22 protein-coding genes and 1 pseudogene are annotated in these 23590 nt (G+C 39.3%); 5 read left to right on the top strand and 18 right to left on the bottom strand.

What is annotated here, in order from left to right:
* Positions 1-157: 157 nt before the first annotated feature.
* From ACYSNQ_RS12640 to ACYSNQ_RS12600, 9 genes are all read right to left on the bottom strand, one after another.
* Positions 158-1342 (bottom strand): MalY/PatB family protein, encoded by a 1185-nt coding sequence (locus ACYSNQ_RS12640; RefSeq protein ID WP_426083896.1) that lies wholly within the window; start codon positions 1340-1342, stop codon positions 158-160.
* Positions 1335-2384 carry a M42 family metallopeptidase gene (locus ACYSNQ_RS12635; RefSeq protein WP_426083894.1) on the bottom strand — a complete coding sequence of 350 codons (1050 nt, stop codon included), beginning with the start codon at positions 2382-2384 and terminating at the stop codon, positions 1335-1337. Before ACYSNQ_RS12635 ends, ACYSNQ_RS12640 begins: the two co-directional genes overlap by 8 nt.
* Positions 2381-3457 (bottom strand): M24 family metallopeptidase, encoded by a 1077-nt coding sequence (locus tag ACYSNQ_RS12630; RefSeq protein WP_426083892.1) that lies wholly within the window; start codon positions 3455-3457, stop codon positions 2381-2383. Before ACYSNQ_RS12630 ends, ACYSNQ_RS12635 begins: the two co-directional genes overlap by 4 nt.
* Before the next feature lie 60 nt (positions 3458-3517).
* The gene (locus ACYSNQ_RS12625) at positions 3518-4858 is read right to left on the bottom strand and encodes a PTS sugar transporter subunit IIC (protein ID WP_426083890.1); all 1341 of its coding nucleotides are present in this window, start codon (positions 4856-4858) and stop codon (positions 3518-3520) included.
* A 124-nt stretch (positions 4859-4982) separates the two neighbouring features.
* Positions 4983-5306: a PTS sugar transporter subunit IIB gene (locus ACYSNQ_RS12620; RefSeq protein ID WP_426083888.1), complete on the bottom strand. Its 324-nt coding sequence runs from the start codon at positions 5304-5306 to the stop codon at positions 4983-4985.
* 45 nt (positions 5307-5351) lie between these two features.
* On the bottom strand, positions 5352-5672 hold the full coding sequence (locus ACYSNQ_RS12615; RefSeq protein ID WP_426083887.1) for a PTS lactose/cellobiose transporter subunit IIA: 321 nt from the start codon (positions 5670-5672) through the stop codon (positions 5352-5354).
* Positions 5673-5678: 6 nt separating this feature from the next.
* Positions 5679-7598 (bottom strand): BglG family transcription antiterminator, encoded by a 1920-nt coding sequence (locus ACYSNQ_RS12610; protein ID WP_426083885.1) that lies wholly within the window; start codon positions 7596-7598, stop codon positions 5679-5681.
* 292 nt (positions 7599-7890) lie between these two features.
* Positions 7891-8856, bottom strand: coding sequence for a threonine ammonia-lyase (gene ilvA / locus ACYSNQ_RS12605; protein WP_426083883.1), 966 nt, complete (start codon positions 8854-8856; stop codon positions 7891-7893).
* 397 nt (positions 8857-9253) lie between these two features.
* Positions 9254-9985 carry an SDR family oxidoreductase gene (locus tag ACYSNQ_RS12600; protein WP_426083881.1) on the bottom strand — a complete coding sequence of 244 codons (732 nt, stop codon included), beginning with the start codon at positions 9983-9985 and terminating at the stop codon, positions 9254-9256.
* A gap of 125 nt (positions 9986-10110) precedes the next feature.
* Here ACYSNQ_RS12600 and ACYSNQ_RS12595 point away from each other — a divergent pair, with 125 nt between their 5' ends.
* On the top strand, positions 10111-10575 hold the full coding sequence (locus ACYSNQ_RS12595; RefSeq protein WP_426083879.1) for a MerR family transcriptional regulator: 465 nt from the start codon (positions 10111-10113) through the stop codon (positions 10573-10575).
* A 227-nt stretch (positions 10576-10802) separates the two neighbouring features.
* On the opposite strand, the gene ACYSNQ_RS12590 is transcribed toward ACYSNQ_RS12595, so the two are convergent.
* Positions 10803-11252 carry a hypothetical protein gene (locus tag ACYSNQ_RS12590; protein ID WP_426083877.1) on the bottom strand — a complete coding sequence of 150 codons (450 nt, stop codon included), beginning with the start codon at positions 11250-11252 and terminating at the stop codon, positions 10803-10805.
* 173 nt (positions 11253-11425) lie between these two features.
* Positions 11426-12226, bottom strand: a complete 801-nt coding sequence (locus tag ACYSNQ_RS12585) for a Cof-type HAD-IIB family hydrolase (RefSeq protein WP_426083876.1) — start codon at positions 12224-12226, stop codon at positions 11426-11428.
* 122 nt (positions 12227-12348) lie between these two features.
* Between ACYSNQ_RS12585 and ACYSNQ_RS12580 the strand changes: the two are divergent.
* Positions 12349-13295: pseudogene (locus ACYSNQ_RS12580) on the top strand (LacI family DNA-binding transcriptional regulator).
* A gap of 93 nt (positions 13296-13388) precedes the next feature.
* On the opposite strand, the gene ACYSNQ_RS12575 reads toward ACYSNQ_RS12580, so the two are convergent.
* From ACYSNQ_RS12575 to ACYSNQ_RS12565, 3 genes are all read right to left on the bottom strand, one after another.
* Entirely contained in the window at positions 13389-13997 is a 609-nt protein-coding gene (locus ACYSNQ_RS12575) for an HAD family hydrolase (protein ID WP_426083875.1), read from the bottom strand.
* Between the two features lie 237 nt (positions 13998-14234).
* Positions 14235-15002, bottom strand: coding sequence for a hypothetical protein (locus ACYSNQ_RS12570; protein WP_426083873.1), 768 nt, complete (start codon positions 15000-15002; stop codon positions 14235-14237).
* 55 nt (positions 15003-15057) lie between these two features.
* Positions 15058-16431 (bottom strand): hypothetical protein, encoded by a 1374-nt coding sequence (locus ACYSNQ_RS12565; RefSeq protein ID WP_426083871.1) that lies wholly within the window; start codon positions 16429-16431, stop codon positions 15058-15060.
* 294 nt (positions 16432-16725) lie between these two features.
* On the opposite strand from ACYSNQ_RS12565, the gene ACYSNQ_RS12560 reads away from it, so the two are divergent.
* A complete protein-coding gene (locus tag ACYSNQ_RS12560) occupies positions 16726-17898 on the top strand; it encodes an AI-2E family transporter (RefSeq protein WP_426083869.1) in 1173 nt (390 codons plus the stop codon).
* 521 nt (positions 17899-18419) lie between these two features.
* Here ACYSNQ_RS12560 and ACYSNQ_RS12555 read toward each other — a convergent pair.
* Positions 18420-19670 carry a coiled-coil domain-containing protein gene (locus tag ACYSNQ_RS12555; protein ID WP_426083867.1) on the bottom strand — a complete coding sequence of 417 codons (1251 nt, stop codon included), beginning with the start codon at positions 19668-19670 and terminating at the stop codon, positions 18420-18422.
* A 394-nt stretch (positions 19671-20064) separates the two neighbouring features.
* Between ACYSNQ_RS12555 and ACYSNQ_RS12550 the strand changes: the two genes are divergently transcribed.
* Both ACYSNQ_RS12550 and ACYSNQ_RS12545 read left to right on the top strand, forming a co-directional pair.
* Positions 20065-20736, top strand: coding sequence for a hypothetical protein (locus ACYSNQ_RS12550; RefSeq protein WP_426083865.1), 672 nt, complete (start codon positions 20065-20067; stop codon positions 20734-20736).
* Positions 20736-21590 (top strand): sce7725 family protein, encoded by an 855-nt coding sequence (locus tag ACYSNQ_RS12545; protein ID WP_426083863.1) that lies wholly within the window; start codon positions 20736-20738, stop codon positions 21588-21590. Before ACYSNQ_RS12550 ends, ACYSNQ_RS12545 begins: the two co-directional genes overlap by 1 nt.
* A gap of 76 nt (positions 21591-21666) precedes the next feature.
* On the opposite strand, the gene ACYSNQ_RS12540 is transcribed toward ACYSNQ_RS12545, so the two are convergent.
* The 3 genes from ACYSNQ_RS12540 to ACYSNQ_RS12530 form a co-directional block, all read right to left on the bottom strand.
* Positions 21667-21876, bottom strand: coding sequence for a hypothetical protein (locus ACYSNQ_RS12540; protein WP_426083861.1), 210 nt, complete (start codon positions 21874-21876; stop codon positions 21667-21669).
* Between the two features lie 43 nt (positions 21877-21919).
* Entirely contained in the window at positions 21920-22177 is a 258-nt protein-coding gene (locus ACYSNQ_RS12535; RefSeq protein WP_426083859.1) for a hypothetical protein, read from the bottom strand.
* Positions 22178-22544: 367 nt separating this feature from the next.
* Entirely contained in the window at positions 22545-23519 is a 975-nt protein-coding gene (locus tag ACYSNQ_RS12530) for a DUF4767 domain-containing protein (protein WP_426083857.1), read from the bottom strand.
* Positions 23520-23590 lie beyond the last annotated feature (71 nt).

Genomic DNA, 23590 nt, shown 5'->3' with positions numbered 1-23590 from the left:
TCTCTTTGACTTCAAGAGAATACGCCATTTTTTTCTTCATCAAAAGCACCTCCGCTAAATTTATTATATAAAATAAATTCAACGGAGGTGCCTCTTTTTTATATTCTCATTCTTGGGGGTCAGTGCCCTTTTGTCTCGACCTCTTTTTCATATCTATTTAATGATTTATACTGCTTTTTTGAACTGCCCGAAGCAGACGCTCAAGACCATCGCTAATTTTATCACGAGGAGCACCAAGATTGAAACGCAAATATTTTTTGCCTTCCTTCCCATAGGTATCGCCCCGCATAATAGCTACCTTTTCCTGATGGATGAGAATTTTTTGAAGCTCATCCATACTAACTGGTAAACGGCTAAGGTCTAGCCAAGCTAAATAAGAAGCTTCAGGAATGTATGCAGAAATGTAGGGATGCTCTGCCAGCCTGTCTGTCAACATCAGAAATGTGTCATCCAGGTAGCTGTTAAGCTCTGCCAGCCATTTCTGCTGATAATTGTAACAGTCCTGCAGTGCCAGCATGCCCAGATAGGGTACTGAAGAAAGACCATCCTTATTTTTAAGCACAGTTAAAAAGCTTTCACGGAGAGTCCTGTCTGGTACAATGGCATAAGAGCAGCCCATTCCCGGACTATTAAAGGTTTTAGAAGCAGAAGATAGTAAAACCACAGGGACTTTTAGCTTATCCGCAAACGTCACGATTGGATGATGGAAAACGCCTTTTCGGCGAATATCCATATGAATCTCATCGCTGATAATTCCCACCTGATACTGATTACACAGCTCAATCAACGTAGTTAACTCCTCTTGATTAAATGCTCGTCCAGTAGGATTATGAGGGTTGCACAGTAAAAATATTTCTGGTCTTTCTTTCTCAAATACCTCAGCCAGCTCCTCAAAATTAATTTGGAAGCCTGTTTCTTTTTTTAAACTTACAGAAATTAAGGCTTGTTTATTTTCTGCTACTGTTTTAAAAAATGCATCATAGCAAGGTGTAAGCGTGACAACCTTTCCACCTGGTTCTGAAAGCAGCTGTAAAAATACCGATAAGCTGTAAATCACACTTGGGCTGTAGACAATCCAGTCTTCTGCAACTATTGTTTGAAAATGCCGGCTAAACCAACTAGCAATCGCTCCCTTAAAATCAGAATGATTCCAGCGGGTATAACCAAATACACCACGTTTCACAGCATCTGTCAGAACCTCCTGTGTCCCTTTAGGAATCTTAAAGTCCATATCTGAAATAGAAAACGGCAGTAGACCTTTTTCACCAAAACGATCTTGAACATAATCCCATTGCGTTGAATACGTACCGATTCTTGAAACAATTTGATCAAAATCAGTCAATTGCTTTTCCTCCTGCTTTATCTGTGTTTTCAATATATCGGCAAATCAGCTCTATTGCCTGTCGACAATCGCCGAGATTGACTATTGAATACCATGAGTGGCAATAGCGAACTGGTACGCTTAACACAATTGTCGGCTTGCCTTCGTACAGCTGAATCGAGCCGGCGTCCGTTCCGCCGCCGGTAAACTGATCAAATTGATACGGGATTCCTGCTTTTTCAGCGGTTTCCTGTAAAGCATCTGCCAGTTCCATATTGGCCAGCGCTGTTTTATCATAGAGACAAATACCTGGTCCCTGCCCCAAAATACGTGTCTTTCTAGCTGCAGCATTGGGGGTGTCTTTACCATTGGCAACATCGATAATAATATTAATATCTCCTTGAACCTTAGCAGCCGCAACTTTCGACCCTCTTGTTCCAGCCTCTTCCTGAGCTGTGGCAACACCAATAATTTCCACATAGTCCAGCACTTGATCAGCGAAATAATCCAGTACACCAGCCATTACACTACAGCCCACACGATTGTCCAAAGCCTTTCCAATTACGTACTCACCGTTCACACTTTCTCTTGCTGCCGTATCAGGAGTAATCATATCACCAATCTGGATACCAAGCTCCTGCACTTCTTCTTTACTAGAAACACCCAAATCGATGTACATTTTGTCGATTGGTACAACCTTGTCATTCATGACTGAGCCTTCCGGCAAGGTGCCTACAATCCCTAAATAAGTCTGTCCGTTCTTTCGAGCAGTGATTCGGACAGTCTGACCTAAGATTACATGCCCCCACCAGCCGCCAACTGGCTGAAAATAAACAAAGCCGTCTAAATCAATGTCCCGGATGAAGAAGCCAACCTCATCAAGATGGCTGTACACAGCAATTCTTTTTTTCCTTGTGCTCAGGTTGCCAAAATAGTGATTTTTAAAATCATCTTTTAGCACTGGTTGGGAAATCGTCTGTGCTAAGTAATCGCCAACCTTATCTTCACGTCCTGCAATCCCGTCTAAATTTGATAAACGAAGTAAACGTTCTTTTAGTTTCATTCAATCGTCATCCATTCTTTATTTGTTTTAGTCAACAGCTCTACTTCTCCATCTGCAGTGACAAAAATATCGTCTTCAATCCGAATGCCAAAACTACTAGGAATATATACACCTGGTTCTACCGTAAAGCTCATTCGCGGCTGAATAGTAAGCTGATTTAATTGATTTACGGCAGGATATTCATGGCAAGATAAGCCGATTCCATGCCCTAGTCCATGAGAAAAATACTCAGCCAATCCGCCAGTGGATAATGCACTGCGGGCAGCAGCATCAATTTCTGCCAGAGTTCTGCCTGTTTTAACTGCTTCAATCGCCTGTCTTTGCGCCTGAAGCACCTGATCATACGTCCTTTTTATGCCGTCATCCACTTTACCAAGTGCAAAGGTTCGTGTCATATCCGAATAGTAGCCCCCAGATATACAACCAAAGTCAATCATAATTAGTTCGTTTTCCTGAATAATCTTTTTAGATGCGTGGGCATGGGGCAGAGCCGTTCTTATTCCGGACGCAACAATCGTTTCGAAGGCCGGACCTTCACTGCCGATACGCTTGCTGTAGTAGTCAATTTCATTAGCGGCATCTAGTTCTGACATGCCTGGTTTTATGATAGAGATGATATAACTAAAGGTTTGATCAGCCAGCCCCGCAGCTTTTCTTAATGCCGTAATTTCTGTATCGCTTTTAAACATCCGCAGTTCTTCAATTAGATTCTGCGTCTCTATTAAATGTCCACCTTGATCATCTGCTAATTTCCTAAGGGCACTAAACATCTGATAAGAGATTGAGCCTCCCTCAAAGCCTAAGGTACCTGCTCCAACAATTTTTGCTAAATGCTGCCACTGGTTATTTTGTTCAGTTGTCGTAATAATACGGATATCTTTTGTCTGTTGCTGGGCCTGCTCTGTGTAGCGTCCGTCAATCAGTAGATAATCTTGAGTCAACCCAACTGCCAGCAAACCATTAGAACCGGTGAAACCACTCAAATACCGCCGGTTAATTTTGTCGCTGATAAGCAGTACATCTATATTTTGAGCTTCCATAGTAGCCTTGACAGCTGTTAATCGATGTTTCATTTTCAACCTCCTTGAAAATAATCAAAGACCGAGTATGTTCTCCCGGTCTTCTTTCGTTTATTAAAAGTCTAAATCGGCCAGAAGTGCTTCATCTTCTTCACTGATTACACGATGTTCCTCTGTTTTTTGTTTTTCCTGCTCCAGCTCCTGACGCTCAAGAACTTTGAAGAATGGCAGGTAGAGCGCAAAAGATAGTCCAATCTGAACTAACTGAATGATAATGGCACGCCAGTCAAATCCAGTCAAAAAGCCCTCCATAAAAACTGGTACATAAGGCGGATCAAAAATCGGATAATTCAACAAACCTAATTTCATACAAATCATTGGAATCATTCCTACAAAAGCACCGCCAAAAATAAATGGAATCATCAGTACAGGATTCAAAATAATTGGAACACCAAACAGCACAGGCTCATTAATCCCAAAAAGCGAAGGTAATAATGCCACAGCCCCAACCTTTTTGTAGCGTTGGGAACGGCTGACTAACATGGCAATAACCAGACCGATTGTTACACCTGAGCCAGTAAAATTAGCAAATGCAGATAAGGTGCCGCCGGTGATCACATGCGTCAAAGGCTGGCCTGCTTCGTGGGCAGCAATATTTTCGGATAGATACTGAACAGCAATTGGCGATAAAATCGGCGATAGAACAGCCGAATGAATTCCGAAAAACCAGAATACCAGCCGCAAAACTAAAATCAGATAAATCACCCACAGCGAATCAAGTCCGCCAATTGCCGGTGCCAGCATTTCCATAATCACTTGAGGCAGTAATGTACCGCCAGTCAGTGAGTCTGTAATCGCACGGATTGTAATAAACAAAACGCCGATTGCGGCAGTTGGTGTAATCAGCTCAAAAGAACTGGAAACAAAATCTGGTACACCCTCCGGCATCTTGATAACAAGCTTATGCTTTGTAAAAAACTGGTAAATCTTCACACAAATAATAGCAATAAAAATCCCGGCAAAAAGCCCTTTGGAATCGAGATGGGTAGCGACGATGTTTCCATTCTCATCCACATCCATGGCAACAAGCAGAAATCCAATTCCTGCGAGAATCATTGAGCCAATCGTATAGAGCTTCCACTGCTCACTTAGAAAATAAGCAATCGCTAAAACCGCATATAGTCCCACTAATCCTAAAGAAACTTTAGATAATAGACCAAAGATATACCCATACTGATCAAACCAATTTTGTACAGCTGTTACTTTGATAAACTCCGGAATTGATGGAAATATTGCTGCAATCGAACCAAGCAGCAGAGCTGGCGTCAAAACGACCATTCCTTTTTTTATAGCTGTTAAATACGCATTATTATCCACTTTATTTGCGACAGGAACCAATGTTTTGCGGATAAATCCCTCAATCTTATCAAAGGTCGAGACTTTCGTTTGTTCCATTTTTTTCCCCTCCAACTAATACAAATCTTATAAAGAAACTAGTTTTCAACTTGATTTTCTTCTTATAATAATCTTTTTTTCATACACAAAAGTTTTTACAGGATTTATATTGTTTTTATTATTTTTACTGATTTTTACGATAGGCTAAAATTGCCTGCTTCATTACGGTTGCACCATCCATTGAGCCATAGATATCAGAAGTCAGTAAAACAGACGGCTTATTGATTTTTTCTGCCTCACCCTTGATGTAGTCATATTTGTGACTTAGCTGAGGGCCTACCAAAATAACATCATACTCATTGATATAGCGGTCCAGCTTATCTACTCCAATCGCTTCCATCGGGTAGTCCTCTACCTCCAGCTTTGCTGATTCCTTGACTACTTTCTTCATTGCTTCCATCATCATTGTGGTTGAAAAACCACCTGCACAAACCAATAGTGTCTTCATTCTTTTCTTCCTTTCTTATTTCCAAGCAGTTTACTGCTTTAATTTTTACTCTGCTCCGTTCGTTTGATCTCTTAACATTTCAATCATTTCTTCAATCAAATCTCTTGCCAGTAGACTGTTCATTAAATGATCCTGTGCATGAACCATTAACAGTGTGGTTTCTGTCTTTTCTCCATTAATTTCTTTTGTAATTAGAGCCGTTTGTTCTTCATGAGCAGTAATGCTTTTTTCTTTTGCCTCTTTCATTTTTTCATCGGCTTCCTTAAACTTGCCCTTTCTTGCCAAGCGCAATGCCTCAAATGCTGCCCCTCGGCTATCTCCAGAAGCTGAAATAATTTGAAAAATACTTTTTTCCTGTTCCGTCATAATCCATTATCCTCTCTTAAGCATTTCTCTTAAATAGTGAGAAAAGTCCTCGTAATTTCTAATACTGTCCAGTCTTTTTTCAAATGCCTGGTCATCAATCATTCGAATCATCAATCTGCTGATTTCTTTGTGTATAAACAAATGACCATTGCCGATATTAATGAGAAATATTAGTCGAATCTGCTTATTCTTAAACGCTGCTGCCGGTCGTACAATAATTACGTCAATGCATTCATGAATCGCTTTCGCTTCCATCGGATGAGGTCCTGCAATCCCATTATGATAAATCGTATCCACCAAATGTTCACGGCGTAATACCAGCGTTCTATATCCACTGTCTGCTTCTCCATTTTCTTCCAATCTATCCGCTCTTTCCTCCAGTAATCTCAAATAATCCCTTTCATTGGAAATGGTAAAATTCTTTTCTGTGAATAACCCCAGCAAATGTTGATCAAAATCTGTATCGATGGTTTGATCCTCCTGAATCAAAAGCAAGTCATTTTGAATTTTTTTTATTTCCTTCTCAGTTAGCAATGCCTGCGTATAAATAACCGGTATTCGATCAACCTTAAGTTCAATCGGTACTGTGGAGATAATTAAGTCATAGGTTTCATCGATTGCTTCAGCTTCAATAATCGAAAAAGTTTGTACTTCAGCGTTTACAAAAATTTGCTCCAGTTTGGTTTTTAATAAATAAGAAGCGCCGCCGCCAGTTGCGCAAATTACAGCTAATCTTTTATAACGCTTTATTTCTTCCTGAGATTTTTTTTCCAAACTAGCAGCGAAATAAATAGCCAGATAGCCCATCTCATCTTTTGTAATGGTTACCTCTACATTGTTGCTGATGAGCTGGATAAAGTCGTAAGCAATCGTAAATACATTCGCATAGCGGGTATAAACATCTTCAATGATTGGATTTTCCAGCTGATGCCCAACATATAACCGCTGAAGCAGCGGCGCCACATGAAGAGCCAGCGCTTCTTTTAGCTCTTTATCCTGATAGAAATGTGTCCGATATTTTTGGTCTATTTCCGCTAGCGCCTGATCAATATAGCCATGAAGTTCATCATATTGAGAAAACTCATTAACTGCCAGCATCTTTCCATATAGCTGACGGCTTAAATAGATTTTTTCATTTTCAGGCAACCGGATATCTTCATGGGTTTCTAAATATTCAGCAATTCTTTCTGTCAGCTTTGCGTAACTGCTCTTATTCTTAAAGATTCCCTGCGATTCTTTTAACAAATTATTCTGCTGAATACGAAAACTAAGAAGTATGATATGAAGAATCAAATTATCCAATACCAGATCATTCATTTTTATCCCCAACTGCTTAACACTGTCGGTCACACACTTTCTAAGCTTTTGCTCATCAAATAGTTCCAGAAATGCTGCATATTCAGGAGTCGTTTGTGGTTTGGAAATATCGTTTCGCAGCAGCCGGATAATTAGCTCCCGCCGCTTCTCTTCCGAGCCGACAATCTTATAACCGTAATAAGGTTTGGCATAAAGCGTCAATTCTTGTTCTTCAAGCTGCTCCCTGACAAAAATTAAGTCATTTTTTACAGTAGAGCCGCTAACCGCCAGTGTTTCCGATATTTGACCAATAGTTAAGTACTCCTCAGCAAACAATAATAAAAGCGTGATGGTAACTTTACGGACTTCCGGATCTGCTAAGTTTAGCTGCGGGCTGTCAGACAGTTCAGTGAGGTACTGATCAAAACGCTGTTTATCTGAAATTTCTAAAGCATACCCTTGACCTCTTACCATAGAAACCTTGAACCCATAGCTGGCCGCAGTTGAATTAATCTTTTTGATATCCGTGGAAATCGTTCGAGGCGATACATCAATCATTTTGGCAAGCTTTTCGACAGACTGACGTCTTGTATCAGCTAATAAATACCGGATGATTTTTTCTTCCCTCATACGCTCTCCTCCTCTGCTCTTAAGATAACGCGAAAGCGCTTTAAATAAAATAGTATCTTTTTCTGATTGAAATGGAAATTTTTGTCTTATCCTTAGCTGTAAGGCTGATATATCTTGGTTTCAAAAGACTCGCTGAAATCAATCAGAGAATTTAATTATACCCAACTCAGGCCGCAGTTCTACCGTCCAATCACAAAAAATCTGCTTTTCTTCTTAAAACAAAAACTATGCCGCAATCAGTAAACGGCTAAAAATAATCGCTTACCTGATTCCGACATAGTTTCTTATATGCTTATAAAACTTCCTTTAAAACAGAGAAATCGATGTTTCCTCCGGAAACAACCACTGCTGTTTTCTTCCCTTTCAATAGATGATCAATCTTCCCGCTTAAAACAGCGGCTGTACTTAATGCACCTGCTCCTTCGGCGATTACCTTTTCTTTTAATGCTAAAAAGAAAACCGCTTCTGCTATTTCCTGCTCCTCAACCAAAACAGTTTCATCAATGCGGTTCTTGACTATTTCATACGTAAGCTCACCTGCTAAGGCAACATCGCAGCCGTCAGCCAGCGTTCGAGACGTGCGGTTAGGAATTCGCTTGTGGGCCCAAATGGATCGAATCATACCATGCACCTGATAGCTCTGTACACCAATGATTTGAATTTCCGGATGTAGCTCTTTGACTGCCAGAACTATTCCTGCAATGAGTCCACCCCCGCCGATTGGAACAATAATAGTATCTACGTCAGGCAAATCTGCTAAGATTTCAAGTCCGATTGTACCCTGACCATAAATAATCTCTTGGTCATCGAAAGGTGAAATAAACAATTCTCCCGACTGCTCAGCCTCCATGATTGTCATCTGCTTCGTTTCATCAAAGGTTTCTCCAGCCAATACTACTTCCGCGCCATATGCTTTTGTTGCTTCAATCTTTGTCCGCGGTGCTGTCATCGGCATATAGATACGGGCATTTATTCCCAACAGAGAAGCAGCCAGTGCTACTCCCTGCGCATGATTTCCAGCTGAGCAGGCAATAACACCTTTGCTCTTTTCAAGCTCTGAAAGCTGCTGCAGCTTATTGTAAGCGCCTCGAAATTTAAATGCGCCTGTCCGTTGAAGATTCTCCAGCTTTAAAAATATTTCTCCGTCAATCATTTGATTCATCGTATTGCTGGGCATTAGCGGTGTATGGATAATGTGCGGTTTTAGTCGTTCATAAACAGCAGCCATATAAGGCGCAGCTTCTACAGTGGACTTCATCGGTTTCCCTTCTTTCAGCAGCAGTTACTCCGTAAATACGGACTCAGCTATATTGTAACGCTTACATCCTTGTTATACCAACCCTTGCACTTTCAAGTGAAAAACTTTTTTGTCTGTTGTTAGTCTATTCTCATTTTGTTTATTTTTAACACCGCATTATGCTTAAGTATGAGAACTGTTTCTACTTTGGATTTCCATCACTAGCAGTTGTTTCATCTTGGTTCTTTTATCGGTTGCTAGTTGGAATATTACCCTGTATTTGAAACACAATAGCTAATTTTTCGAAAAAGCAAATTTTATCTCAACGTGTATTCAGATTAAAAAAGCAGAATAACACAAAGAGAGTGTTCTATCCTGCTTTTCATTTATAAATCAACTGATTTTAGATTGGTTTGTACTATCCGTCCTGCCGTGTTGCAGCAATATCGATTTCGCGAATATTGACTTCCTGAGGCATATCATAGATAAACTTAACCGCCTCAGCCACATGCACAGGGTTCATAGTAAAACCGCCCATTGTATCTTTCCAGGCTTCATAATCAGAAAGAGCCTGCTGGTCAGTCACATGTGTCAGTAGTTCTGTCTCGGCAGCTCCTGGTGCAACTAAAGAGACGCGGACATTATAGCTGGAAACCTCTTCCCGAACTGTTTCACTTAAGCCATGCACCCCAAACTTTGATGCTACATACGCCGCATGATTCACAAAGGTTTTACGGCCGGCTAAAGAAGACATGTTAATAATCGTTCCGTGTTTTCGGTCTTTCATATTTGTTAATACCGCCTGCATGCCATTTAGTACACCTAGCACGTTGGTATCTATCATGGTTTTCCATTCATTTGGCTCTTGATTTTGAACATTTCCCAACAGCATAACACCTGCATTATTGATTAAAAGATCCGTGGGTCCATAAACAGCTTCTGCTTCTTTTATGCTGTTTTTGAAGGCTTCTCCATCAGTTACATCTACACTATCTACTACAACCTTCTCAAAGTTTAGCGGCAGCTTCATTATTTTTTCTTTCCGTCTGCCTAACAGCAGCATAGGATAATCTTCCTGATTAAACAGCTTTGCAATTTCTGCTCCAAATCCAGAGCTTGCTCCAGTGATGACAACTAATGGTTTATTCATAGTCAATTCCTGCTTTCTTTGTTAAAGTATACTTAGTATACAAGTTGGAGCTTACTCCAAGTCAAGAGAACTGATTCAGCTTTTTTTATTACTGCTAAATAATCAAATCTGAAGGAGGAAATAGAATGTATTCTATCGGAGAAATTTCAAAAATATATGGTATCTCAACGGATACTTTACGCTATTACGATAAGGAGGGGCTGCTGCCTTTTGTAAAAAAATCCCCATCAGGCCGGCGGATATTTACCCAAGATGATTTAGGCTATATTGAAGTGATTGAGTGTTTGAAAAAATCGGCTATTCCCGTTAAAGAAATTGCAAAATTTATGAATTGGTGTGTACAAGGTGCAGAAACCCTGCCGGAACGCTACGAATTTATTGTTGAGCAGGAAGAGCTGTTGGAAACAAAAATCAAACTATTGGAAGCAAATCTGGCATTTCTCCGTTGGAAGAAATGGTACTATAAAAAAGCCAAGGATGCCGGAACTGAAGAAATCTTTTTTGAGCCGGGAACGCGGCAGGTTTCCAACAAGTGGCACAAAGAGTATTTGAAAAGTCTGGGCGCACAGGTTGAAAAAGAAACTGTGTAAGAAATCATCTGAATCTAATATGACCGACAACATAAAGCGACCAACCAGATTTCTCCAGTTGGCCGTTGGTCTAACTATTCATTCTCATCTCATTCTATATTTTTGAGAAAATCCGCTTTAATTCCGAAGAGTCAGCTTTTAACATATTGTTTATTCAGCTTTAGAGGCGGGTGATGTGCTAATGTCACCGCTTCTTTATTTATCGTTAGCAGCTATACTTCCGACTCCTAAGCTTTTTTTATCGGTGTGTAGTAATCCATCTGATCATAACCCAGAATTTCTTTCGCAGCTGGGGCGGTAAAGCTGTTCCCTAATTGAAATCTTGACAGATCCCGTTGAAATCCATGTTCAGCCAAGAACTTATCTACTTCCATGGTCATTGCTTCCATATCTGTTTGCTGGTCAATCCCCGTTGAGACAGCATACAGGCCCCCTGTAAAGTCGATGATTTCAAACTCAGCCGGAACGCTCAGCCCATCTTCATAAATGTATAGCCAATGGAATCCTTCTTTTTCCTTAGTTGTATTGTCCCAAAATAGAAAATCTTTCGGAAAAATATCCCGAGGTATTGTCGAAAACCATTGCTCAAAATGCTCAAATTTTTCCTCACCAAACATGCCGATTCCCGACGAGACCATCTTTCGGTCACTGATTTCAATAATTCTGATAGCTTCCATAATTATCCCCCTATTTCATTTTTTAGCAACTACTGTCAGTACTACTTGACCGCTATCATATCAAAAATCATATACGAATAAAAGGGGAACAAAGAAACTTTTTCTAACATAATTTTCGACTCTTTAATCTCTTTAAATACCCAAGCTTTTGCTCTTTTACTTTTCTTCCTTAACTATTCTAGGTCTATCAGCTTCTCAATCGTTGCCAGAACCGTATCTGTATTATTATTGCCTATTATCGTTTTCGCAGCTTCTCTGATGACAGGGCTGCCATTTTCCATAGCAAAGCTATGGTGAGCATGGACTATCATTTCATAGTCATTACCGCTGTCGCCGAACGCTGCTACCTCCTCATCTGCAATCCCCCACTCCTTTTGCAGCAGTTTAATACCATTCGCTTTGTGAATCCCCGGAATAATTAAATCAATATCTCCATGTCCGCTGGAAACCGGAACCAGCCGCCCTGCTAATACCTTTTCCAGTGCTGCCAATGTTTCTGTGACTGCTTCCGTCTCAAAGCTCAGTGCAATTTTGAAAAGAGTATCTTCAATCTCGTTAAAATCAGCTACTTTTTGAATTTCTGGATAATAAATTTTAGAAAGCGCCAACGTTTCCGGTGAGATATCTTCTGATACATATGCACTGTTTTTACCGCAAAGAATTAAATTTTTAGGCTCCAGCTTTTCAATCACTTGAAGAACCTGCTGAACAAGCCCGGGTTCCATCTGTCCGTGATAAAAAGAGCTTCTCCCTAAAATAATATTTGCTCCATTCTCAGAAACAAAACTAATTCTTTCATCGTACTCCGGAAAAAAGGATCTTAATTGAAAATACTGATTGCCGCTGGCAACTACAAAGCGAATGCCTTTTTCCTCCATCTTTTGGAAAGCTTTAGCAAACCGTTTTCGGTCATATTCCTTCTGATCATTTAAAAATGTACCATCCATATCTACTGCAATCAATTTCACTGCCATTGTTGTTCCTCCTATTTTATGATAATTCAAGTGTACACGCTGGAACGCGTTCCACGTCAAGCAAAAAAAGACAGCCGCTTTTTTAATTTTTCAGTATACTGAGCTAGAGGAGATGATTAGCTGTGACCAATATTAGAGATATTGCCCGAATGGCAAAGGTATCCGTTTCCACGGTATCCCGCGTGCTCAATCAACACCCCCATGTCTCTTCAGAAACGAGACAACGAATCAATCAAATCATTGCAGAGACAAATTATATTGCGAATAAAAATGCTGTTAATCTTAGCAAAGGAACCAGTAATACAATTGGCGTTCTGATTCCTTACAACAACAATTCCTGTTATGATGAGCTGATTAGCAGCATCCTTTTAGAAACAAAGAAATATGGCTATCAGGTGTTGCTGCTGCCGACCTTTTTTGAAAAGGATGCAGAAAGCCATTACTATTCTCTTCTACAAAAAAAATTATTGACGGGCTGATTGTTACTTATCAATCCCGTAATGATAAAGCCATCGACCAGCTCGCCTCTGCTGGTCCGGTTGTTTTAACTGAAAAAAGCAACTCAGCTGTTGTCTCTGCAATATTTCCAGATCGTCAGTATGCCTATGAAGAAGTGTTCAGGCATCTTGCTTCTGAAGGACGAAAAAGTGTCAGATTTATTGTCAACCGTTCCATTCAGGAAAGCGTCAGTTCGTTAAAAAAAGCCGAAACTTTCAAAAAATACTTTGGTTCTTTCTCTGAAGGGGTGAACTACTTTCCTCATATTCGAACATACGAAGATGGCTTTGAATTAAGCAAAACACTCTTTTCAGCTGTCGAAAAACCAGACGCCATTTTTTCCAATGGAGACGAGGTTGCTGCTGGTATCATCGCAGGTGCGAAGCAAATCGGTTATGAGCATGGGAGCGATTTTGTCGTAGTGGGTGAAAGTAATTTACCTTATAGCCGGCTCTCTGGATTTTCGAGTATTGATTTTCGTCAATCCGAAATTGGCAGAGCGGCCGTTCAACAGCTCCTTTTCGGAAAGAAGCCTGTCCATTGTGCAAAGAAACCTTTAGTTGTCATTTGAGACTAGTCGATGACAGCTAAAGGTTTCTTATTTTCAATAGAGAGATGCCTCTGGACTTTCTAAAGCTTACAAAGGTGTATCCATTACTATTTCTCATATAGTAATTTCAGCTTCGTTAAAATGTTGCAGCAGTTCTTCAATATCTCCTCTAAAAACCGTCCCATTCATCCCCATATTCATAGCAGCTTCTATATTTAAAGGCATGTCGTCGATAAAGAAGCAATGAGCCGGTACCAATTGAAAATGGCTGCAGAAGGTTTTATAGATTTCAGCCTCCGGTTTAATCATATGCCATTCCGCTGATAAGAATATACCGTCAAAATAATCCAGACCAGGTATCTTATCCTTGAACTGATAAAATGCCAGAGAAGTGTTAGAAAGAATGTATAGCTGATAGCCTTTTTCCTTCAACTTCAAAAGTACCTGCTCCATTTCAGCAATCGGCTTAATTTCCTTGTACCAGTCTTCAATCATTTCCACAGCAGTAGTCTGCAATATCGCAGGCAGTTTTAGACAGGCCGCCTCTTTTAATGCTGCTTTCGTAATAGTACCCCGATCATATTTTATCCATTCAGGAGAATGAAAAATGGCATTCAGCAGCAGATTCTGATGGCTTGTATTATCTGTAAATTTACGGATGAATTCCTTTGGCTTGTAGCGAACCAGAACATTTCCTACATCAAAAACAATATTTTTAATCATAACTCTTCCTCACTTTCACTACATTTTATGATTACTACTCATTTTCTATCATAAGTCAGCAGATTCAAAAAAGCCAACTTTCTACCAAAAAATTAAGGAAAGCTAAAAGGAGTGCGGACATAACTCCTCCCTAACCTTTTCTTTCACTAATATCATCCTAATAAGCAGCAGCGGGACAGGGGTGGTTCCCACAATACCTAACCCATCTGTCTCGGTCTTCAAGCAGCTATACATCAACTATTCACTTTGCAGCTGCGGTTTTCTTTTTCGCCGCCTCCACCACTTCAAAATACTCCGCTTTTGAGCTTTTTTTAACATTTGCGGCAAATCTTGTTTAGTAGCGGGCGTATCCTTATTTATTTCATTTAGCTTCAATACTGCATAAATCCGCTGAGCATCTAAACGATCTAAAACAAAGCCAGCATGGTTCACTATGGATAAAACGTTAAAAATCCAAGCCAGTATCGTACCATCATCTCTATATTTAGAGACGTTTGGATCTCTCTTCAGCAGCTCTAGCAACTGTTTATAACCGCTATCTAAATAATCCATATATTCATCTAGCGTTTGAAATAGCTCCGTCTCAAATAGTTCTACTCTACTGTGATTAAATAGCGTGGCTTCCAGCCATCTACGGCTTTTTTCCGCCCGCTCGCTGCTTTTTAAGAAAAACAGGTGATAGTCTTCTTCATTTGAAGCCAGATACCGCTCCAACAAGTTCAATACCATCATCATTTGCTTGATGCTCAAGGGTTCTATATTAGCAAACTCCAGCTTCTTTCCATAGATACTTTTAAACGCATCAATCAGATTTTTCGACATTTGTCGATGCTCAATCTGAATCAAACAATAGACTTGCTCCAAAAAATATGGAGTCCAGGCAATATCTGCAAAGGCATCCTCATAGATGATTGCTGCAATTTTTTGACTCTCATTCTCTCGAATCATATTTTGTAGCTTTTCCAAGTAGTAGTCAACAACCTTTAGATATTCTAGTTTTTCCATTGAAATTCCTTCTTCTATCACTTTCCCCTGCTCCTTATTTACTCATGGTTCTTTTTTACCACTGCATATATTCTGAGGAGGTATAACTACCAAGATTGTCCTCTGGTCTTTTCAGCATGCTACCGCCCTGTGACTCAATAACCTCGACTACTTTATGATTTTTGACCAACATCTGCTGTCCTCTGTGACTATTACCGATAATTATTTCGTAATACCCATCTACCATAGCAGAAAAATCAATCGCCTTAATCAAGACCTTGTAATATTCTTCAACATTTTGCTCTCTTTCATCTAAGTCGCTGCCCTCTTTATAAGGATGCTGAATTGGAATTACCGCTGAGACAGTCTGTGAGGTCATTAACTGTTCAATAGTTAACGCTGCATAACCATCAAATACAGCTTTTTCCTTATCAGAAGACGCTCCATTTTCTTTTGCCCATGCCTCAACCTCTGATGAAATTGACTCCGTCTTCATGGAAAAATATGGGGAATCATATGCCGTACGAATTTCATTTTCTTCCAGCGGCGTATCAATACCTAGCGTATCTGCCAAATCACACAATACAATAGCTTTTTCTACTGCTTCACTAAATGTGCTTAAAAATCTTTGTCCAGCCTCCGAGTGCGCCGGAACTTGTAAAATTGTTGGAACTGAATTTTTATAAGTAGTCAGCGTACTGTCGGTCAATTCCCATTCTGATTGGGCGTTTTCGCGGTTTAATACGCCTTTGCCATAGACATCCACGGCTTCTTGTGTCAACACATAATCCAGCTGTATATAATCCTCAGAACCATAGGATTTAATGACTTTAACCGTACCTGCTGTACCTGCTTCCGCCAGCTTTGCTTCAATGACCTCTTGATAGACTTCATGCTTGTTATTGCTTGTCTGAATGACCATCAGCAGCCGGACGCCCGCAGTCAGACTTACAGCTAAAACTGGAAGCAACAGCCCATAGACAACTGACTTTATTTCAATTTTTTTTGCTTCAGCTTCATTATTTTCACTAGCAGGATAATTTGAAATGCTCCAGCCAAGTGCAGCTACAAAAATACTAGCCACACATACTCCCAAGGTGCCCGGCGCAAAAAATGCGGTAAATGGGAATAATGATGAATAGCCCATTGTCAGCCAGACAGCTACCAGCAGGAGTAAAGCTGCTAAATACCCACTAATCAGAAACTGCAGTCTGACAGATTTTCTGCTGAATTTTATCAGAAATACAACAGCAACAATCCCATTCAGAACAAATGCTAAAAGATAGGCTAGATAAACATATCCCATAATTACAAAAGAATAAATTAGACCATAAGGAAGTCCTTCATCCATCCCTGAAACATCAAAACTCAGCAGTCCATAAATAAATGTTGCCAGAAAAATAAGCAGCGGCAGCAGCACGATGCTTTTTATCACCTTTTTAAACTTCATACAACCTTTTCCTCCTTAATTATTTCTCCTTTTATTCCAGATTTAACTATACCGTAAACTGACTGTAAAAAGAATAGCTGATTTTAACGGCTTAAATCTATGAGATGCACTGTTTCAGCCATTCATACTTTGCAACTTGCTCGAAGGCTTCTCCTGTCTTTAAATGCTAACGGTTTTCCATCAGAAATCAGCGGTTTTTTCACTTCACAAACTACAATACATAGTAAAATTTTTACAGCCTTCCGACAATAGTCTATAATAAAAATAACATTGAGTTAAAGTAGGAGTGATAAAATGGACAAAGAAAAAAATCGCTGGATACGATTTTTAGGTGGGAAAAGTCTAATTTTTACTTTGGCAGCACTTTGTTTGCTGGCAATAACAATCTTTTTATTTCACACAGTTTCCTTTATTTTTAAACCGCTTTGGGTTATTTTTATTTCAGTATTGGCACCGGGTATTTTTGCTGTTATCATTTATTACTTATTAAATCCCCTTGTGCGGCTGCTCGAGAAAAAAATTCCCCGAGTATGGGCAATTGCCGGTTTATATATTTTGATTCTGCTGCTGCTGTTTTTAGGCGGACTACAGGTTTTTCCGATTATTCAGAAGCAGACAGAGGACTTAATCGAACAATTCCCTTCCATTTTGAATGATTTCCAAAAAACAACCGAATCATTAATTGCTAAGACACCGTTTGCTGATGAATTTAGTCAGGCTACAGAGTCCTTGGAGAATCTCTGGAGCAAGATAAGTAACGTTGCCGGGGATTATATCGAAAAAGGAGCACAAGGGCTGGGAAGCGTCTTTTCTGCCGTCTCTGCAACTTTTCTAACTATGTTTACCGGACCAATTATCGCGTTCTTCCTATTGAAGGATAAAGAGAAATTTTATGCTTCGATTAAACGGATGATTCCTCCTGCCTTTCGTGCTGACTTTGATGAATACAGTCAGATTGTTAATATTCAAATTGGCGACTATTTAAAAGGACAGATTATTGCGTCGATCGTTTTAGGAGTTATGTACTGGCCGTCCTTTCTTTTAATTGGCCTGCAGTTTTCCAGTGTTTTGGCTTTAGCCGCTGGTATCCTCTGTATTATTCCATATATTGGTCCTTTTATTGCCTTTGTTCCTGGACTAATCATTGCCTTTCAGGACTCTACCTTTATGGTTGTCAAGTTTGTTATCGTCTGGTTTGTCATTCAGCTGATTCACGGTGATTTAGTTATTCCTAGAGTGATGGGGGACAAATTAAAAATCCATCCTATTACAATTTTACTTGTTTTGTTAGTTATGGGTGAGCTGCTTGGACTGGTAGGGGTTATTTTCGGAATCCCTCTGTATTGTTTGATAAAAGTCACTGTTACCTATCTTTTCCGTAAGTTCAAACAACGCTATAACCGGTTTTATGGGGAAAAAGGGAAGTATGAACATACAGAATTTACTAAAGATGACTATTTGAAGTAAAAAAGACCAGCGAATACAGGATTAATCGTTCGACATCAAGTTGTGTTGATGAGACAAAAAATGAATAAGAGTGCAGAACTTGGAATAAAAAAACAGAGAATCTCTGGTTTTTGTTCCAAGTTCTTTTTTGAAAAGGACAACAAAGCGAATGATTTAGAGTTTTAGTCGATTTCATTTCATCCATTGGCTATCCCTTTTTCTAAAGACTCAAAAAAATTGTTGGCGGTTTTTTATTTTAGAAATACCTATTCAGTCAAATTTCAATCGCCAATTTAAAACAAAACTGGGAATCAGCCCTAATCAATATCGGAAATCCTTTTATTAGCATTTCCTTGAATGATTGATTAGTATTTTGATTCTAGTAATATTACCAGTTCCGTAACTAATTATAGCCCGTTTATTTCCTTGATTCTCAGCTAATACTATTGAAAAACAATACTATCCTACTTTATTAAATAATTGAAAAAAAAAACAGACCTTCCATTTTCATGAAAGGTCTGTTTAAACTTGTAAAATTATTCTCAGCCGGAATGACCAACGATTACTCCACCGTAATAGCCGAAGCCAACTCTTGTCATGCCTGGGTTCATTTCCCAATCACGGTGACCTGAACCAGAAGCACTTACCATATTTTCTTCATTATACCAAGCATTAATAACTATAGCTCCAGGAGCAAATCCCATTGCAATCACTTCATCTCCACGAGACCAATGATCAGAAGGAATTCCACCAGTTGCACTAATTAATGATGCACGAGCTGAAGCAGTTCCTGCCAAACCAGCATCCCAGCTAACGGGATTCAAGCCATTTGCTACACGTTTAGCGTTAAGAGCCATGAACGTTGCATCACCTGACTCAACAATCCCTCCGCCAGTGTTACCACTATTGTTTGATTCATTACCTGTATTAGTAGAACCACCTGTATTTGGTACTTCAATACTTGGCGCTGTTTCTGAAGAATCTGTACTACTTTGTGCTGTTTCTGAGCTTGCGGTGCTACTTGCTGCAGAGCTTTCAGCAGTTGCTGCGGCTGTTTTTTCAGCTTTTGCTTTTTCAGCTGCTTCTTTTTGAGCTGCTGCAATACGAGCTTGTTCAGCTTCTGCCGCTGATTTTTGTTGTTGTAAATCAGCTTTTGTTCCTTCAGCTGTTGCTTGTTCCAACTCTAAAGAGGTTCTTAAAACGTTCAGACTTGATTGTTTTGTAGCAAAGTCCGCTCTTTTTGTATCCAGCTCTGCTTTGCTTACTTCAAGCTCTTGCAGTTTCTGTTCATTTTCAGCTTCTTTATCTACTACAGCTTGCTTATCTGCTTTTTGCTGGTTGATTAAGTCATTATTTGCACTAACGATTGTTGTAAAAGCGTGAACACGGCCAATCGCATCAGAGATTGATTCTGCATTCAATACGGCATCAATAAATGTTGTACTTTGACCATTCACTTGTACATCACGTGCTTGATTTTTGATTGCTGCTTCACGTTTTTCAATACGCTGATTTAATGTTTCAATATCCTTTTTCAACTGATCTGATTTGCTTTGCAGTGTTGTCTGCTCTTCTAATAACTCTGAGCTTTTGTTAATAATATCTGCAATATCAGCTTCCAAAGAAGAAACTTGAGATGCTAAATCTGATTGCTGAGCCTTTAAATCTGAAATCTCTTTATCTTTTTGTTCAATCTTCTGATCAATATTCTCTGCTGACGCTGTACTTGGAGCAACTGCTACAGTAAGTGTTAATGAACATACTAATAATGATGCAAATATACGTTTCTTCACTCTTAATTCCTCCGACTGATTTATTCCACAATTTCCTCTATATTAAAATCTTAATTTTTCCTTATGACGAATTGATTCTAACACATTCATATTTCATTTCAAACATAGAAATATTACAAGAATATTTCAGATTAGCTACATTAGGCAACCAATAGTTCCGTTTCTTATAATATGTTTTTTATTTTTTACAAAATAATAGTAAATCAATTAGCGCTACCCTACTACCTTAAATGAACTTATAGAAAAAAACAAAAAAAGAATTTTCTGCTTTTGTTTTTTTAAGGCTTTTTCAGCAACTTTTTTTTATTTCTTCTTGTTTAAAAAAGATTAAAAGCTCTTTCTTTTTACGAACATATGTTTTATAGTAGATAAAAAAGTTTTAAAGGAGCTGCTCATGAAAACATCCCTAACGCTGCAGATGGAAGAGGTGCTTTATTATTATTGCCGGGAAAATGGCGATATTGTTGTCGAAGAGGTTACTATGCCGGAGGATCAGGGTATTGTCGATACATTGAGCTGCCGTTTGCTGGCTGACAACAAGTTTGAATGGCGTTGTTATGAGCTAAAGGTTAGTAAAGCCGACTTTCGTTCCAATGCTAAGCTTTCCTTTGCAGGAAACTATAATTATTTTGTTCTTCCTGAGGCACTGGCTGAAAAAGTAAAAGAAGAGATTCCCGCTCATATCGGCCTAATGGTCTACCATCAATATCTTTCACCAGATTCTCAGACATTGCCCGGCTACTTTACAATTGAAAAAAAGCCTCAGCGTCAAGAACTGATGGTTAATGAACAAGCATTGATTTTTCGCCTGATTGGTGCCCAAGCCAGAGAAGTAGGAAAAGCAAAACAAACCGCTCGGGGATTACGTGTTTTTTCCACAGACCAGCTTTATAAAGAGCTAAAAAAAAGGCAGCCTGAATATGATTTATTTGGCGGCGGTATCAATTTTTACGACCGATTCATCGAAGATGTCAATGAACAGGCGGTCGAGGCATTGAAGGAAGAGCTGGAAGCAACTAGAGCGGCTTACTTTGAGTTGGAAAAGCGTTTATTGGAGGAGAGCTGATGTACTATCCCTATTTTAGAGGAAAGCAGTTTGATTTACTGGCTTTGACCGCTCTTTTGGAAAATGATTTATTATCCCGAAAAATTCTGCCGATTATCGAACCAGTGAAGAATTCCAACGCACTGAAAAAATTTATTGCTCTAGCTCAACAAAAGAATTATCTATTCTACCTTATTCAAAATCCGCTGAGCGGTGATTTCCTCACAGAGGAAGGGCTGCGGCAGCTTCAAGCTGCTTCGAGCGAAAAAGCATTAATTATTGAACAGCCGATAGAAACCATTGAAGTAGTCCCTCCTCTGCTAATTGTTCATGAAGCCCAGCCTGTTATGATTAGCGACTGGCAAGAGGGGCGATATAAAGTTGTTGTTCCTGAAGAATTCCGTCTTCTGAATAAAGTTCAAGGAGAAAAGATCCTATCTCAGGATGGCTTTACTCGACTTCCAAAAACGTTTTTTTATCAGGAATGCCCAGATGAGCTATTTTCAACAACTCATCTTACATTTCATAAAAAAGGATTTTTGGGATTCAGCGATTTCTCTATCGACAGCCGAATTTACTACGAGCATAGCTATCCCTCAAAAATTTTAAGCCTCCATCTTGTCTATTTTGAGCAGAATATCCTGCGTATCCACCATTTTCTTTCCAGCGAAGAGGCTCCTTCTCAAAAAGAAAAATTCTTCGAGCTAATGGAGGAAGTGACCCGCTGGCTGACGATCTTATGCGGTTCTCAGGTAACTGCGGGCTTGCAGCTATTACTGAAGACCGCTGCAAAAAATAAATTTCCCGGGATGGGAGTCATGCGTAAGGCTGCTGTCATGCACCATATGGAGCTAATGTCACGCTACTTGGATTAAAAAAACGTGTCTATCCTAGTTAGGAACCAACAGACACCCTTGAAGAGTCGTTCAAGGGTGTCTGCTTGGCTGCTCTTTAAAAGCCTAACCATTCTAAAAATGTATGTTCTTCCTTTTCATCATTATCAAAGTCAATCAATGCATCACGCTCATCGTGTTCTTTGAAGTTATTTACTATATAACTTTTAATCTCTTCTTTGTTTAGTTCTTTTTCTGCTGCTTGAGACACTAACCCTAAACATGTGATTGCTCCAAGTATTCCTACCATTACTTTTGTTCTCATCATTTTCTTTTTCCCCTTATCTTTTGTTTTGTTTTTTTGATTACTCCTATTTAAAAAATGGAATTTTTTTCTTTGCTTGTTCTTTCAGTAGCGCAAATAGTTCCGTCATTACAGATTCTGCCTGCCACATATCAACCGAAGAATCCTCTGCAATAAAGCTGATAATCGCTTTCATGTTTTTACTTGATGTTCGTGTAATATTGCTTCCGCAATACCGTTCGTAGCTTTTAATTACAGCTTCACTGGTTTGCGGATCAACTTGGCTTCTTTCAGCGACTGTGTTAATTGTTTGTGTATGATTCATCATTTTTCCTCCTATTCACAAGACCGACTGCCTGTCGTTTTTTGAGATATTTTTCACCTCAACATATGCTGAGGTGATGCAAAAGAATAATTTGCTGTTCTCCATAGACCGTCTGTCGGTTTATTTATATTTTCATAATACACCTCTCTTTTATTTTTGTCAACAAAAAATTTATTTTTTTTACTGCCTGCTTTTATTTATATTTTAGAAGCAGCCGTTACTAATTTAATCTCATCCCTTACCTAAAAAAAACAGACAGGTTCACTATCAGAATGATTGGAATTTATTTTCAATCCCAGACATTTAATCACCTAAACGCAAAGAAAAAACTCATAAAAAATGAGTTTTTTCATAACAGCTTATTTAACTAGCCGCCGATAATTTGCGCAAATCCATTACTTAGGTCGGCATTTTGTGTTGGTGTGAAATAAATTAGGTTTTCGTTATTCCCTTGATTTTGCATAGTCACCAGAGCAACCGGCTGACCATTATAGATGGCAAACAGGTATAAATGTCTTTCCATAGCACTTGTAGTATGAACATCTGAGTAAATAGCCACAACATTGTAAACATTGCTTGCAGAACCGTCAGTAGACCACTGTACACTGGCTGGAGCGCCGTTTACAGCAATATTCCCAGCCGCAAACGTACTAGGGAATTTAACTCCATAGTAGTCCAGTTCAGAAGATGGGGAATATTCTATATACGCCTGTCCCATTGTTTGACCCCAGCTTATCATGAATGCGCCTAGAGCACTGCTCTTTTGTGCATTCCATAATGAATTAGCTGCAGGAGCTGCTTCTTTCGAAGGATCTGTTTCTTCTTTTTTCTCTGCTTCTTTGCTTTCTTCAGTAGAGTTCTTTTCTTTTTCTGCCTGCTTACTTTCCTCGGTAGCTTTCCGTTTCTTCGTTTCTTCCCGTTCAGCTTTTACTTCTTTACTGATTTTATCCGTTAGATTAGTTCCATATTGCTTCAAAGCGGTTGAACCACCTCGTGTTTCTTTTAGTTTTGTCAGCTTTTTGAGTGCCTGAGCGTACTCTTTGTCTTCTGTTAAGGCAAGCGCCTCTTGATACAGCTCGGCCTGTGATATGAGCTGATTGGCCTCTCTATCATCAGTCTTATATTCTAATGCCAATTGAAAAGAAGCTACTGCTTTGCTGATTTCTTTATCAACAATTGCTTGTTTTCCATCATCTATTGCTGCTTCGTATTTCTCACTCTGTTCCTTACTTATACTACTGGATGTGGTTGTTTCATCTGTAGTATTTTTTTTACCTCCATTTGAGCAGGCTGTCAGCCCCATTAGCAAACACAAGCTTAACCCCATTATCACTTTTTTCATTTTATTTCCTCCTAAAAACTCCTCGTTCTATTCTTCTATTATTGATTAAAACTGCTGCTAAAACAATGAAA

This window comes from Enterococcus sp. LJL51, assembly GCF_054871795.1.
This window is presented reverse-complemented; position numbering and strand designations above follow the sequence as displayed.

Excerpts from the sequence above, each read along its gene's own strand:
- ACYSNQ_RS12635 (WP_426083894.1), bottom strand. The coding sequence starts at position 2,384 with ATGAAACTAAAAGAACGTTTACTTCGTTTATCAAATTTAGACGGGATT.
- ACYSNQ_RS12630 (WP_426083892.1), bottom strand. The coding sequence starts at position 3,457 with ATGAAACATCGATTAACAGCTGTCAAGGCTACTATGGAAGCTCAAAAT.
- ACYSNQ_RS12625 (WP_426083890.1), bottom strand. The coding sequence starts at position 4,858 with ATGGAACAAACGAAAGTCTCGACCTTTGATAAGATTGAGGGATTTATC.
- ACYSNQ_RS12620 (WP_426083888.1), bottom strand. The coding sequence starts at position 5,306 with ATGAAGACACTATTGGTTTGTGCAGGTGGTTTTTCAACCACAATGATG.
- ACYSNQ_RS12615 (WP_426083887.1), bottom strand. The coding sequence starts at position 5,672 with ATGACGGAACAGGAAAAAAGTATTTTTCAAATTATTTCAGCTTCTGGA.
- ACYSNQ_RS12610 (WP_426083885.1), bottom strand. The coding sequence starts at position 7,598 with ATGAGGGAAGAAAAAATCATCCGGTATTTATTAGCTGATACAAGACGT.
- ilvA (WP_426083883.1), bottom strand. The coding sequence starts at position 8,856 with ATGAAGTCCACTGTAGAAGCTGCGCCTTATATGGCTGCTGTTTATGAA.
- ACYSNQ_RS12600 (WP_426083881.1), bottom strand. The coding sequence starts at position 9,985 with ATGAATAAACCATTAGTTGTCATCACTGGAGCAAGCTCTGGATTTGGA.
- ACYSNQ_RS12595 (WP_426083879.1), top strand. The coding sequence starts at position 10,111 with ATGTATTCTATCGGAGAAATTTCAAAAATATATGGTATCTCAACGGAT.
- ACYSNQ_RS12590 (WP_426083877.1), bottom strand. The coding sequence starts at position 11,252 with ATGGAAGCTATCAGAATTATTGAAATCAGTGACCGAAAGATGGTCTCG.
- ACYSNQ_RS12585 (WP_426083876.1), bottom strand. The coding sequence starts at position 12,226 with ATGGCAGTGAAATTGATTGCAGTAGATATGGATGGTACATTTTTAAAT.
- ACYSNQ_RS12575 (WP_426083875.1), bottom strand. The coding sequence starts at position 13,997 with ATGATTAAAAATATTGTTTTTGATGTAGGAAATGTTCTGGTTCGCTAC.
- ACYSNQ_RS12570 (WP_426083873.1), bottom strand. The coding sequence starts at position 15,002 with ATGGAAAAACTAGAATATCTAAAGGTTGTTGACTACTACTTGGAAAAG.
- ACYSNQ_RS12565 (WP_426083871.1), bottom strand. The coding sequence starts at position 16,431 with ATGAAGTTTAAAAAGGTGATAAAAAGCATCGTGCTGCTGCCGCTGCTT.
- ACYSNQ_RS12560 (WP_426083869.1), top strand. The coding sequence starts at position 16,726 with ATGGACAAAGAAAAAAATCGCTGGATACGATTTTTAGGTGGGAAAAGT.
- ACYSNQ_RS12550 (WP_426083865.1), top strand. The coding sequence starts at position 20,065 with ATGAAAACATCCCTAACGCTGCAGATGGAAGAGGTGCTTTATTATTAT.
- ACYSNQ_RS12545 (WP_426083863.1), top strand. The coding sequence starts at position 20,736 with ATGTACTATCCCTATTTTAGAGGAAAGCAGTTTGATTTACTGGCTTTG.
- ACYSNQ_RS12540 (WP_426083861.1), bottom strand. The coding sequence starts at position 21,876 with ATGATGAGAACAAAAGTAATGGTAGGAATACTTGGAGCAATCACATGT.
- ACYSNQ_RS12535 (WP_426083859.1), bottom strand. The coding sequence starts at position 22,177 with ATGAATCATACACAAACAATTAACACAGTCGCTGAAAGAAGCCAAGTT.
- ACYSNQ_RS12530 (WP_426083857.1), bottom strand. The coding sequence starts at position 23,519 with ATGAAAAAAGTGATAATGGGGTTAAGCTTGTGTTTGCTAATGGGGCTG.